The organism is Variovorax saccharolyticus, assembly GCF_030316765.1.
In the GTDB taxonomy this organism is placed as follows: Bacteria; Pseudomonadota; Gammaproteobacteria; order Burkholderiales; family Burkholderiaceae_C; genus Variovorax; species Variovorax saccharolyticus.
Window position 1 is genome coordinate 28,150 of sequence record NZ_JASZYT010000003.1, and the last position, 11,858, is coordinate 40,007.

The window sequence follows — 11,858 nt, forward strand, 5'->3', positions numbered from 1 at the left end:
CGCCATGAAGTTCAAGACCTCGACCCTCTACAGCACCCACATCGAGAGCCCGCTCGGCGGCATCACGCTGGCGGCCACCGACCAGGGGCTGGCCGGCACCTGGTTCGACCAGCAGCGCCACTGGCCCGACACCCGCGGCTGGCAGACCGACGACGCGCACCCGGTGCTGCGCCAGGCCGCGACCCAGCTCGCCGACTACTTCGCCGGCCGGCGCGACCGCTTCGACCTGCCGCTGGACCTCTCGCACGGCACCGCCTTCCAGCAGTCGGTGTGGCGGGCGCTGCTCGCCATCCCGGCCGGCAAGACCACCAGCTACGGTGCCCTGAGCGCCGGCGTCGGCAATCCGGCCGCGGTGCGCGCGGTCGGCGCAGCGGTCGGGCGCAATCCGATCAGCGTGATCGTGCCCTGCCACCGCGTGCTCGGCGCCGACGGCTCGCTCACCGGCTACGCCGGCGGACTCGAGCGCAAGACGGCGCTGCTGGAACTGGAAGGCGCACTGTGAGCGAAGGAGAGTGCACCGCCAGCCCGCAACCCGACAGCGCCGCCCAGGCCGCCACCAATCCGAAGACCGCCAGCCGCGCCTGGCTGCTCGACCTGCTGCTGCTGGGTGCGCTGTGGGGCGCTTCCTTCCTGTTCATGCGCATCGGCGCGGCCGAGTTCGGCGCCCTGCCGACGGCGGCGGTGCGGGTCGCGATCGCGATGCTGTTCCTGCTGCCGCTGCTGTTCCTGCGCGGCCAGTGGCCCGCGTTCAAGCAGCACTGGAAGCCCGCGCTCGGCATCGGCATCCTGAACTCCGGCCTGCCCTTCGCCTTCTTCGCCTTCGGCCTGCTGACGCTCAACAGCGGGCTGGCCGCGGTGATCAATGCCACCGTGCCGATGTTCGGCGCGCTGGTGGCCTGGGCCTGGTTCAAGGACCGCCCCGACCGCTCGCGCATCCTGGGCCTGGTGATTGGCTTCGCCGGCGTGGCGATGCTGGCCGGGCGTGGCGCCGGCTTCCATTCGGGTGCCGACGAGAGTGCGGCCCGGTGGGCCATCGCGGCCTGCCTGGCGGCCTGCATCTGCTACGCCTTCTCGGCCAACCTGACCCGCAAGTACCTGACCGGCGTGCCCGTGATGGCCACCGCCACCGGCAGCCAGATCGGCGCGACGCTCGCCTTGGCGCTGCCCGCCGCCTGGCTCTGGCCGGCGCAGATGCCGAGCCTGAAGGCGTGGCTGGCGCTGGTCGCGGTCGGCACCGCCTGCACCGGCCTGGCCTACATCCTGTTCTTCCGGCTGATCGAGCGCGCCGGCCCGGCGCGGGCGCTCACCGTGACCTTCCTGGTGCCGGTGTTCGCGCTGTTCTACGGTGCCGTGTTCCTCGGCGAGCAGATCACCCAGTGGATGCTGATCTGTGCGGTGGTGATCGTCTGCGGCGTCGCGCTATCGACAGGACTGGTCAAGCTGGGCCGACGCGGCACCGCCGCCGGCTGAGGCATCGTTGCCCGGGCCGCCCTGCATCGACGAGGCCACGACATTGATCGACAGCGCCAGCACCAGCATGTTGAAGCCGAAAGAGAGCACGCCGTGCACCAGCGTGATGCGGCGCATCTCGCGCGAGGTGACCTGGACGTCGGAGACCTGCGAGGTCATGCCGACCACGAACGAGTGGTAGAGAAAGTCGAAGTAGTCCGGCGCCGCCTTGCCCGGGAACTTGAGGCCGGGCCCCTTTGGCTTGGGGTCGATCTCCGACTGGTAGTAGCGGTGCGCGTAGTGAAAGGCGTAGATCGTGTGGATCATGAGCCACGAGCCGGTCAGCGCCACCAGGCCGAGCACGACGTGGCCGATGCGCTGGGCCCCGCACAGCTGCGGCACGCTGCGCAGCAGCATCGCGATCACCACCATGCTGACGCCGACCACGCTCACCATGATCGCCAGGATCAGCGCATTGGGCTGGTCCTGCGCCTGGGCCCGTGCGCGGGTGCGATCGGGGTCGCAGGTCTCGGCCAGCCACCAGGCCGGCAGCAGGTACGAGGCGGCCCCGGTGCACCAGCCGACCAGGCCGCGCGTGACGGCGTCGATCGGGCCGGGAAGCAGCCCGAGCCCGAGGCCGACCAGCAGGCCGACCGCGGCGCTGCAGAGCAGCCGCAGCCATCCCGGCATCTGGGTGTATCGCCAATGCATGCGGCGACTGTAGCCGCTCGCCGTCCAACTGATCCGATCGATTGGCCTCACACTGAGCCTGTTCGTCCCGGGCCCTATCGCCGACAGTCGGGGACTGGGAAAAACACACCACGCATGAAAATCACCCGCCTCCTGCAAGCCCTGCTGCTGTCCGCCTGGGGCCTGGCGGCCGCCGCGGCGACGCCACCGATGCAGGTCCCGGACACCATCGCGCAGCGCGCGGCCGCCTGCATCGCCTGCCACGGCCGCGAGGGCGCCAGCACCGACGGCGGCTATTTCCCGCGCCTGTCGGGCAAGCCCGAGGGCTATCTCTACAACCAGCTGCTGAGCTTTCGCGACGGCCGCCGCTTCAACGCCGACATGACGCACATGGTGCGGCACCTGTCGGATGCCTATCTGCGCGAGCTCGCGGCGTACTTCGCCGGCCTCGACCTGCCCTATCCATCGATTCCGGCCGCGACCGACGCCTCGCCCGCGATGCTGGCGCGCGGCAAGGCGCTGGCGCTCCAGGGCGATGCGGCGCGCGGCATCCCGGCCTGCGCGCAATGCCATGGCGCGGCGCTGACCGGCGTGCAGCCCGGCATCCCGGGCCTGCTCGGGCTGCCGCGCCTCTACCTGTCGTCGCAGCTGGGCGCCTGGCTCACGAACGACCGCCACGCCCTGGCGCCCGACTGTATGGCCGAGGTCGGCCGGAAGCTCGACAGCGCCGACATCAAAGCCGTCGCCAGCTGGCTGGCGCTGCAGCCGATGCCCGCCGACACCCGGCCCCTGGCCGCCTTGCCGGCCCCGCTTCCGACGCCTTGCAGCGCCATGAACCGCTGAAGCCCGCCATGCGACGACTCTTCTATTTCCTGGCCGTCCTGGCCTCCCTGGCGCTGCTCGCGGTCGCGGCCGTCGTGGCACTGAACCTGCGCGGCGAAGAGCCGCTGCCGGATGTCGCGGCAGCGCCCGTCACGCCGACCGCGGCGCAGATCGAGCGCGGCCGCTACCTGGCGCTGGCGGGCAACTGCGCCGGCTGCCACACGACCCGCGGTGGCGCCGCCTATGGCGGTGGCGTGGGCATCGAGACCCCCTTCGGCACCGTGTTCTCGAGCAACCTCACGCCCGACCCGAAGGCCGGCATCGGCGGCTGGAGCGCGGCGCACTTCTGGCGCGCGATGCACAACGGCCGCTCGAAGGACGGCCGCCTGCTCTACCCGGCGTTCCCGTACCCGAACTTCACGCGCGTCACGCGCGAGGATTCCGACGCCCTCTTCGCCTACCTGCAGAGCATTCCACCCGCAGCCACGCCCAACCTCGCGCACAAGCTGCGCTTTCCCTACGACACCCAGGCTGCGCTGGCGGTCTGGCGCGCCCTGTCGTTCACGCCGGGCAGCTTCGCCCCCGAACCGGCACGGCCGGCCGAATGGAACCGCGGCGCCTACCTGGTCGAGGGCCTGGGCCACTGCATCGCCTGCCACGGCAGCCGCAACGTGCTCGGTGCCACCGAAGAAAAGCTCGGGCTCTCGGGGGGCCTGATTCCGGTCGAAAACTGGTATGCACCCTCGCTGACCTCGCGGCGCGAAGCGGGCGTCGGCGACTGGGACCCGCATGACATCGTGGCGCTGCTCAAGACCGGCACCTCGCCGCGCGGCTCGGTGATGGGGCCAATGGCCGACGTGGTGTTCCGCAGCACGCAGTACCTGGACGACGCCGACCTGCGCGCCATGGCCGTGTACCTCAAGGCGCTGCCGGACGCCGGACCCGCCGCGGCCGCCGCCGCCGCGCCCGCCGCTGCCCCGGCGCGCCGCGACGCCCGCGTGATGGAACGCGGCGCGAAGGTCTACGACCAGCGCTGCGCCTACTGTCACGGCGATCTGGGCCAGGGCGCGCAGGGGGCCTACCCCGCGCTGGCTGGCAACCGCGCCGTGCTGATGGATTCCACCGCCAACCTGATCCAGGTGGTGCGCCATGGCGGCTTCCTGCCGTCCACCGCCGGCAATCCCCGCCCCTACGGCATGCCGCCCTTCAACCAGGTGCTGGACGACGACGATGTCGCGGCAGTGCTGACCTTCGTGCGCGCCTCCTGGGGCAACGACGCGCCGGCTGTCAGTGCCCGCGAAATGATGCGCCGCTGAGCACGCCTTGACCATCCCATCATGGGAAGGTTGATACTTGCTTCAAGCCTCATCCCCGGGGCTCGAGAACAAGGAGCAATCAATGAACAGCAGCCTGGCACTGGCGCCCGAAGGCGCCGCCGGCTTCCAGGAATTTTCGCTGCCGATCGAAGGCATGAGCTGCGCGTCCTGCGTGATGCGTGTCGAGAAGGCGCTGGGCGCGGTCGCCGGCGTCACCGGGACCAGCGTCAACCTGGCGACCGAGGCAGCCAGCGTGCGGACCGACGGCTCGGTCGCGCTCGACAGCCTGCGCGCCGCGGTCGAGAAGGCGGGCTACAGCGTCGGCGAGCTGCCGGCCGATGGCGAAGCAGCGACCAGCGGCGCGGACGGCGCCGCTGCGCCGCCACGCCGCGGCAACGAGGGCTGGCCGGTCGCCGCGGCGGCGCTCCTGTCGACCCCCCTGGTGCTGCCGATGTTCGGGATGCTGGCCGGCGCCGACTGGATGCTCCCCGGCTGGCTGCAGCTGCTGCTGGCCACGCCGGTCCAGTTCTGGCTCGGCGCGCGCTTCTACCGCGCCGGCTGGAAGGCGCTCAAGGCCGGTGCCGGCAACATGGACCTGCTGGTCGCCCTCGGCACCAGCGCCGCCTACGGGCTCAGCGTCTACCTGCTCCTCGCGCATGCCGGCCATGGCATGCCGCCGCACCTGTACTTCGAAGCCTCGGCGGTGGTCATCACGCTGGTGCTGCTCGGCAAGTGGCTCGAGACACGGGCCAAGCGCCAGACCACCGAGGCGATCCGCGCGCTGCAGGCGCTGCGTCCCGAGCACGCCCGGGTGCGCCGCGCCGGCGTCGAGCAGGACCTGCCGCTGGCGCAGGTGCGGATCGACGACCTGGTCGTCATCCGTCCGGGCGAGCGCGTGCCGGTCGATGGCCGGGTGATCGAGGGCCGCAGCGAAGTCGACGAGTCGCTCATCACCGGCGAAAGCCTGCCGCTCGCCAAGCAGGCGGACGACCCCGTCACCGGCGGCTCGGTCAACGGCGAAGGCCTGCTGCTGGTGCGGACCACCGCGGTCGGTGCCGAGACCACGCTGGCGCGGATCGTCCGGCTGGTCGAATCGGCGCAGGCCAGGAAGGCCCCGATCCAGCGCCTGGTCGACCAGGTCAGCAGCGTCTTCGTGCCGGTGGTGATCGGCATCGCGCTCCTGACCTTCCTGGGCTGGGGGCTGGTCACCGGCCAGTGGGAAGACGCGATCCTCAACGCGGTCGCGGTGCTGGTCATCGCCTGCCCCTGCGCGCTCGGGCTGGCGACCCCGACCGCGATCATGGCCGGCACCGGCGTCGCTGCGCGGCACGGCGTGCTGATCAAGGATGCCGAGGCACTCGAGGTTGCGCACGCCATCGGCATCGTGGCCTTCGACAAGACCGGCACGCTGACCGAAGGCCGCCCCGAGCTGGTGGCTTTGGAGGCCGTGGACGGCGATGCCGGCGCCCTGCTTCGTGCCGCGGCGACGCTGCAGGCGGGCAGCGAGCATCCGCTGGCCCGCGCCGTGCTGGAGGCAGCCCGCAAGGCCGGCGTCGAGCCCGGCCGTGCGGCACAGGTGCGCGCGGTGGCCGGGCGCGGGGTCTCGGCCGATGTCGACGGCCGCGCGCTGCGCCTGGGCAGCACGCGCTACATGCGCGAACTCTCGGTGCCGCTGGGCAAGCTGGGCGAGCGCGCGTCGCAGCTGCAGTCCGAGGGCCGCACCGTGTCCTGGCTGGCCGACCTGGGCGCGCGCCCGACCCTGCTCGGCCTGCTGGCCTTCGGCGACCAGCCCAAGGCCAGCGCCGCCGCCGCCATCCAGAGGCTGCATGCGCAAGGCATCCGGACGGCGCTGGTGTCGGGCGACAACCGCGGCAGCGCCGAGGCGGTGGCTCGGCTGCTGAAGATCGACACCGTGCGGGCCGAAGTGCTGCCGGAGGACAAGGCGGCCATCATCGGCCAGCTCAAGGCCGATGGCGTGCGCGTCGCGATGGTGGGCGACGGCATCAACGACGCGCCGGCCCTGGCCGCGGCCGACGTCGGCATCGCGATGTCCACCGGCACCGATGTCGCGATGCACGCGGCCGGCATCACGCTGATGCGCGGCGACCCGGCGCTGGTCAGCGACGCCATCGACATCTCGCGCCGCACCTACGCCAAGATCCGGCAGAACCTGTTCTGGGCCTTCGCCTACAACGTGGTCGGCATACCGCTGGCCGCCTTCGGCCTGCTGAACCCGGTGATCGCCGGTGCCGCGATGGCCTTCAGCAGCGTCAGCGTGGTGGGCAACGCGCTGCTGCTGCGGCGCTGGAAGGGACACACGCAATGAGCCAGGCGCCTTTCAACATCGGCGAGGCGGCGTCCCGCTCGGGGGTCTCGGCCAAGATGGTGCGGCACTACGAATCGCTGGGCCTGCTGCCCGAGGTCGCCCGCACCGACGCCGGCTACCGGCAGTACACCGATAGCAACGTGCACACGCTGCGCTTCATCAGGCGTGCGCGCGACCTCGGCTTCAGCATGGCCGAGATCGCCGAACTGCTCAAGCTGTGGCAGAACAAGGGCCGCGCCAGCGCCGACGTCAAGCGCATCGCGCTGGACCACGCGGCCGACCTGCACCGCCGCATCGAGGAGATGACGGCGATGAAACGGACGCTCGAGCGGCTGGCGGCCTGCTGCCATGGCGATCATCGGCCGGACTGCCCCATCCTCGACGAACTCGCCGAATGACGCGCGCTGCGCTCAGCGGTTCTCGAAGCGGTTGAGGTCCAGGATGCCGGCCTGCAGCGGCTGGTCGCGGCGATAGCGCTCGACCAGCCCGTCGCTCACGGACCAGAAGTCGGGGTTGGTGCGGCGCACCGCATAGCGCTCGGAGAAGGCCGCGTAGTCGGCCTCGGACTTGAGGCCGCGGAGCGCCTCGGTCATCGCCGGCAGCTGCGCCGGGCTGACCCGGTAGAACGCATTCGGATAGGCACCGATGATGCCGGGCACGAGCGTCAGCGTGTTCTCGTCGGGCCGCAGTTCGCGCCGCTCGCCGATCAGCTGCGACACGCTCGCATGGCCGGTGTTGCGCAGCAGGCTGAAGGTGGCGGGCGCGGCGCCGGGCGCCTCGACCACCAGGGCCGCATCCTCGGGCAGCCACTCCAGGGACGCACCGCGCACCTCGCCCAGCGCGCGCAGCGGCGCCCGCCATACCGCGGGCGCGCGGTCGAGCTCGAAGTCCTTGGCCAGTACCGGCGCCAGTCGCGTCTTCAGCATGCCGAGCAGTTCCAGCCGCGCATCGGCCGTCCGGTAGCGAATGCCGCTGTCGATCGGCAGCGTGGTCGACGGCCCGCCGTAGACCTGCTCGCGCGTCGAGGCGCTGTCGGCGCGGTACCAGTAGTCGCGCGTCGCGATGCGCTGCGCCTGCGGCAGCAGGACGAGGAAGTTGAACTCGCCCTCCATCCGCAGGAAGTCCATGTAGAGGCGCGAGTTGAGCTGGTGGCCGATGTTGCCGAAGACGTCGTAGTTGGCGACCAGCAGGTAGTGGATGCGCTCCAGCAACGGATAGCCGATGACCCAGGCGGTCTTGGGCGGCTCGCCGACCAGCCCCTTGACCACGCTGGCGCTGTCGAAATGCCGGAACACGGTGAGCGCGGCGTTGGGGTTGCGGCCGTCGCCGTCCCACACCAGGCGAAGGTCGAGGTTCTGCGGGCCGCCCAGGCCCCGGGCCAGGAACTCCGACTTGACGCGCAGGTACTCGTTCTCGAGTTTCGCGTAGTGCAGCCAGGGCGTGATCACCTGCTCGTTGCTGCTGCCGGTGGGCAGGCGCAGCAGGTTGGCGTCGCGCGCCAGCAGGTCCGCCTGCTCGCGGTGGTCGCCCACGGAGGGCGAGAGGAAGGTGACCCAGAAGCGGTCGTCGATGACGTCGAGTGCCATCTGGCCGCGGCACACCGGGCCCTTGATGAAACCCATGATCGTGTACTCGGCCTCGTCGAGCATGAAGCGGTAGCGCGCATCGACCGGCAGCGCCGCGAAGGTGGCGAAGGGATTGGCCGCGGTGTCGGCGCTGTAGCCCGGCAGGCGATCGACCGTGTAGGGCGCATCGAGGAACAGCGATCGCCAGCGGGCCATGCGCGTGGCGCCGAGCGCATAAGGCATGTGGGTCTTGGCGACGATGGTCTCGCGTTCCGGAACGAGGCGGTAGTAGAAGCGCTCGACGCCCGGATCGTCGACCGGCCGGCGGCTGGCGATCAGCGCCACCGGCTGTCCGGGCGGCGTCGTCGATCGCACCATCCGGAAGTACTGGCGCTCGGGATCGTCGTCGAAGTAGAGGTGGGCCAGGAACAGGTGCTCGAAGGCATAGCGGCTGAAGAGCCGCTCCTTCGGCGTGTCGCCGTTGAAGAAGCGCTCCCACATCGCGATGCGCTGCAGCGCCAGCGGCGTGACCGGCGCCGGGCCTTCGTAGGGTGCGCCGCGCTCGATCCAGCGGCTCAGCACGCCGAGCTCGGCCGGGCTCAGTCCCGGCAGTCCGAAGGGCATCCCGCCGAGCGGCATCTTGCGCTCGTACTCGTCGATCTGGGCACCGGCCGGGCACATCGCTTCGCGGTCGATCGAGAAGTCGAGGCCGCCGCCGACGATGCCGCTGGTGGGCAGCGGATGCTTCTCCTTCTGCATCAGCAGGCGATGCATCAGGCCCGCGGCGCGGTTCGCCTCGGGCGTGGGCGCATGCTCGTTGAGCACCGGGAAGAAGCCGAGTTCGCGCCACTCGGAGGGCTTCTGCGCATCGACGAACAGCCGCGTGGGCTGCGCCGCCAGCAGGCGCGTGGCGTCATAGACCGGGGTCTTGCTGGCGCCGCGCGCCAGGCCCTCCCAGGCCGTGGCCTTGAGCTGGCACGGGGCGTCGTAGCAGGCGTGGCAGGCCACGCAGCGGCGGTCGAGGATCGGCTGGATGGTCTGCGCATAGGACTCGCCGGGCGGCGGCGCCAGCGGCTGGTCGAAGCGCCTGGGGTCGGCCGGCCCGTAGAGCTGGTCGAAGCGGTGGAGTGCGATCGTCGTGCAGGCGGCGAGCACGAGGACCAGGATCAGGGATGCGACACGACGCATGCGGCTGCTTTCGGCTTCGACTGTGGATCACGCAATGTAACCGTGGTCTAGCTTCGGGGCAGCGCGTCAGGGGCCGCGGGCGTCGATCCACTGCCGCCATCGCGCGGCGGCGGCGGCGCGCGCGCCGGCATCCGGATCGTTCGGGTCGTAGGCGCCGAGCGAGCGCCAGAGCGTGGCCCAATCGTCCACCCCGGGCAGCATCGGCACCACCGCCTGCAGCACCGCGAAGGCGCGCTGGCGGGTCAGGGGCGCCGGCGCATCCAGCAGCGGCGCGATCACCGGCAGCGCATCGGCGCCGCGTGCCATCAGCACGTAGGTCGCCAGCGTGTGCGGCGCGCGCAGCACGTCGGGATGGTCGTCGAAGGTCAGTGCGAGCGCATCGAGCGCATCGGGCGTGCCGATCGCGGCCAGGCCCTGGGCGGCACGCCCGCGCACCAGCGGATCGGGATCGGCGAGCGCGGCGCGCAAGGCGTCGGCGGCCACCGGGTCGGCGATCTCGGCCAGGCCCTGGGCGGCCTTCTCGCGCACCGGGGCGTGGCCGCTCTGCAGGGCGCGCAGCAGCACCGGCGTGGACGCCCGGCCCGCGACCACCAGCGTGGCGAGCGCGCGGGCGCGGTCGGTCGGGTCGGCGGCATCGAGCCCGCCGAGGCCGCCCGGACCTTCCGGCGCGGCGCTCATGGAGAGACCTCCGTGCTGCGCACTACGGTGCGAGCGCCTTCGGGCGGCCGGGCGGCGCTCATGGAGAGACCTCCGTGCTGCGCACTGCGGTGCGAGCGCCTTCGGGCGGCCGGGCGGCGCTCATGGCCCCCTCGACACCGGCGCCGGCCGGGAGAAGCTGACGACCACGCGCCGGTTGGCCCAGCGGTTGGCTTCGCGCGACTGGTCGGCGCCGACCGCGGCATCGCCGCCCTGGTCGCCGGTGCCGGCGTCGGGGGTGGCGGCGGTCGAGGCGCCGACGCCGACCGAGATCCAGTCCAGGCGCGAGCGCGGCAGGCCGCGCGCCAGCAGCGCCGCCTCGACCGCGTCGACGCGGGACAGCGACAGGTTGGTGTTGTAGCGGCTGTTGCCGCCGACCTGGTCGGCCGAGCCTTCGAGCGACACGATGACGTCGGTGTTGCGCAGCAGATAGGGCATGAAGTCGTCGATGCGCCCGGCCTCGGAGGCGCTGAGCACCGCGCTGTCGAAGTCGAAGTAGAAGACCGCCGGCTCGTGGACATAGAACTCGCGGTGCCGCTCCACGGCTTCGTCGAAGGTGGCCGAGGCGCCGTCGGCCACCGACAGGTGCTCGTCGATCACCTTGCCCGAGCGGATGCCGAAGCCCCAGTGGACCGCCGCGAGATCGAGCCCCTTGTCCGCCGCCACCGCGACCGACTCGAAGACGAAGTCGAGGTCGACCGCCGCGCTGGCGATGCCGGGCTGGTCGTAGAGCGCCGCCGACCGGATGTCGGCCGCATCGTTGGAGCGCTTGAAGCCCGAGGTGCGGCCGAGCACGCCACCGGTGCCGCCGCCGTAGAAGTCGGGCTGCCTGACCTGACCGACCGAGCCCACGGTGCCGGGCGCCGCCGGCTGGAAATTGAAGCTGGGCGACAGCGCCTCGCCGGCCGGCGCCGAGCCGGCGCCGCCGGTGCCGCCGTGGTAGACGTCGGTGAAGAAGCCGCCCTCGACGCCGGTGTCGGGGTTGTCCTCGGTCAGGATGCCGGGCTCGCCCGATGCGCCGCGCCCCGCCCGATCCGCCGGCAGCGAGCCGGGCTGCACGTCGCTGCCCTTGACGTCGGTCAGCTTCACGATCTGCACCATCTCGATCTGGTTCGACAACGGCGAATCCTCGCCCGGCACGAAGCGGATGTAGCCGTCGAGACCGCTGTGCGTGGGCGGCGTGTTGACGCCGCCTTCGCGCGTCTGCAGGTCGATCTCGAAGCCGCCGTTGGCCACCGGGAAGCTGCCGTTGGTGCTGCGTTGGATGGCATCGGGCGCGGCGCCGAGGCCGGCGCCGCCGCCCGACTGCTGCACCACGTGCGAGAGCTCGTGGGCGGTCAGCGTGTCGTCGCCCGGCCGCTGCCCGGCGCCGTAGAACACGTCCTGGCCGTGCGTGAAGGCAGCGGCGCCGAGGTCCTGCGCGAGCAGCGAGGCCTGCGGGCCGGTGTGGGTTCGCACCGAGGAGAAGTCGGCGCCGAAGCGCGATTCCATGGCGCGGCGCGTGCGCGCGTCGAGCGCCTCGCCCCGCGATCCGCTTTCCGCGGCCAGCGGTGACGGGCTTCGCGGCGGCAGCGGGCGCGGGCGACCGGCGGCCGATGGGCGGGCGTCCGGACCGGCCGCGCGGTCGGATTCATGTTCGAGCGCATCGCCGGCGCGCCCCACCTTGAGCTGGAGGAAGCGCGGCAGGCCGCCGCGCAAGCCGGCCGCGGCAGCGCGCGAACCACCGGCTGCCTGGCCGGCGCGCGGCGCGCCCGGCTGTCGTCCCATGGCATGTCTCATCGGGAGGCTCCTTGCATCGCATCATCT

The 11,858-nt window shown here is 71.9% G+C and carries 10 protein-coding genes; 6 read left to right on the forward strand and 4 right to left on the reverse strand.

Features of this window, described 5'->3' with window-relative positions; genetic code table 11:
- Positions 1-4: 4 nt before the first annotated feature.
- Positions 5-502: a methylated-DNA--[protein]-cysteine S-methyltransferase gene (locus tag QTI45_RS10815; RefSeq protein ID WP_286654339.1), complete on the forward strand. Its 498-nt coding sequence runs from the start codon at positions 5-7 to the stop codon at positions 500-502.
- An 83-nt stretch (positions 503-585) separates the two neighbouring features.
- Entirely contained in the window at positions 586-1,470 is an 885-nt protein-coding gene (locus QTI45_RS10820; protein WP_286654711.1) for a DMT family transporter, read from the forward strand.
- On the opposite strand, the gene QTI45_RS10825 is transcribed toward QTI45_RS10820, so the two are convergent.
- Positions 1,420-2,160, reverse strand: coding sequence for a DUF1345 domain-containing protein (locus QTI45_RS10825; protein ID WP_286654340.1), 741 nt, complete (start codon positions 2,158-2,160; stop codon positions 1,420-1,422). The genes QTI45_RS10820 and QTI45_RS10825 overlap by 51 nt on opposite strands.
- Before the next feature lie 114 nt (positions 2,161-2,274).
- Here QTI45_RS10825 and QTI45_RS10830 point away from each other — a divergent pair, with 114 nt between their 5' ends.
- The 4 genes from QTI45_RS10830 (at position 2,275) to cueR (ending at position 7,001) form a co-directional block, all read left to right on the forward strand.
- Positions 2,275-2,982, forward strand: coding sequence for a c-type cytochrome (locus QTI45_RS10830; RefSeq protein ID WP_286654341.1), 708 nt, complete (start codon positions 2,275-2,277; stop codon positions 2,980-2,982).
- An 8-nt stretch (positions 2,983-2,990) separates the two neighbouring features.
- Entirely contained in the window at positions 2,991-4,277 is a 1,287-nt protein-coding gene (locus QTI45_RS10835) for a c-type cytochrome (protein ID WP_286654342.1), read from the forward strand.
- Positions 4,278-4,359: 82 nt separating this feature from the next.
- A complete protein-coding gene (locus QTI45_RS10840) occupies positions 4,360-6,603 on the forward strand; it encodes a heavy metal translocating P-type ATPase (RefSeq protein WP_286654343.1) in 2,244 nt (747 codons plus the stop codon).
- Positions 6,600-7,001: a Cu(I)-responsive transcriptional regulator gene (gene cueR, locus QTI45_RS10845; RefSeq protein ID WP_286372752.1), complete on the forward strand. Its 402-nt coding sequence runs from the start codon at positions 6,600-6,602 to the stop codon at positions 6,999-7,001. The genes QTI45_RS10840 and cueR overlap by 4 nt, the downstream gene beginning before the upstream one ends.
- 12 nt (positions 7,002-7,013) lie before the next feature.
- On the opposite strand, the gene QTI45_RS10850 is transcribed toward cueR, so the two are convergent.
- From QTI45_RS10850 to QTI45_RS10860, 3 genes are all read right to left on the reverse strand, one after another.
- The gene (locus QTI45_RS10850) at positions 7,014-9,356 is read right to left on the reverse strand and encodes a fatty acid cis/trans isomerase (protein ID WP_286654344.1); all 2,343 of its coding nucleotides are present in this window, start codon (positions 9,354-9,356) and stop codon (positions 7,014-7,016) included.
- Positions 9,357-9,422: 66 nt separating this feature from the next.
- The gene (locus tag QTI45_RS10855; protein ID WP_286372754.1) at positions 9,423-10,034 is read right to left on the reverse strand and encodes a HEAT repeat domain-containing protein; all 612 of its coding nucleotides are present in this window, start codon (positions 10,032-10,034) and stop codon (positions 9,423-9,425) included.
- A 120-nt stretch (positions 10,035-10,154) separates the two neighbouring features.
- A complete protein-coding gene (locus QTI45_RS10860) occupies positions 10,155-11,819 on the reverse strand; it encodes an eCIS core domain-containing protein (protein WP_286654345.1) in 1,665 nt (554 codons plus the stop codon).
- Positions 11,820-11,858 lie beyond the last annotated feature (39 nt).

Excerpts from the sequence above, each read along its gene's own strand:
- QTI45_RS10825 (WP_286654340.1), bottom strand. The coding sequence starts at position 2,160 with ATGCATTGGCGATACACCCAGATGCCGGGATGGCTGCGGCTGCTCTGC.
- QTI45_RS10830 (WP_286654341.1), top strand. The coding sequence starts at position 2,275 with ATGAAAATCACCCGCCTCCTGCAAGCCCTGCTGCTGTCCGCCTGGGGC.
- QTI45_RS10860 (WP_286654345.1), bottom strand. The coding sequence starts at position 11,819 with ATGGGACGACAGCCGGGCGCGCCGCGCGCCGGCCAGGCAGCCGGTGGT.
- QTI45_RS10855 (WP_286372754.1), bottom strand. The coding sequence starts at position 10,034 with ATGAGCGCCGCGCCGGAAGGTCCGGGCGGCCTCGGCGGGCTCGATGCC.
- QTI45_RS10850 (WP_286654344.1), bottom strand. The coding sequence starts at position 9,356 with ATGCGTCGTGTCGCATCCCTGATCCTGGTCCTCGTGCTCGCCGCCTGC.
- QTI45_RS10835 (WP_286654342.1), top strand. The coding sequence starts at position 2,991 with ATGCGACGACTCTTCTATTTCCTGGCCGTCCTGGCCTCCCTGGCGCTG.
- QTI45_RS10815 (WP_286654339.1), top strand. The coding sequence starts at position 5 with ATGAAGTTCAAGACCTCGACCCTCTACAGCACCCACATCGAGAGCCCG.
- QTI45_RS10840 (WP_286654343.1), top strand. The coding sequence starts at position 4,360 with ATGAACAGCAGCCTGGCACTGGCGCCCGAAGGCGCCGCCGGCTTCCAG.
- cueR (WP_286372752.1), top strand. The coding sequence starts at position 6,600 with ATGAGCCAGGCGCCTTTCAACATCGGCGAGGCGGCGTCCCGCTCGGGG.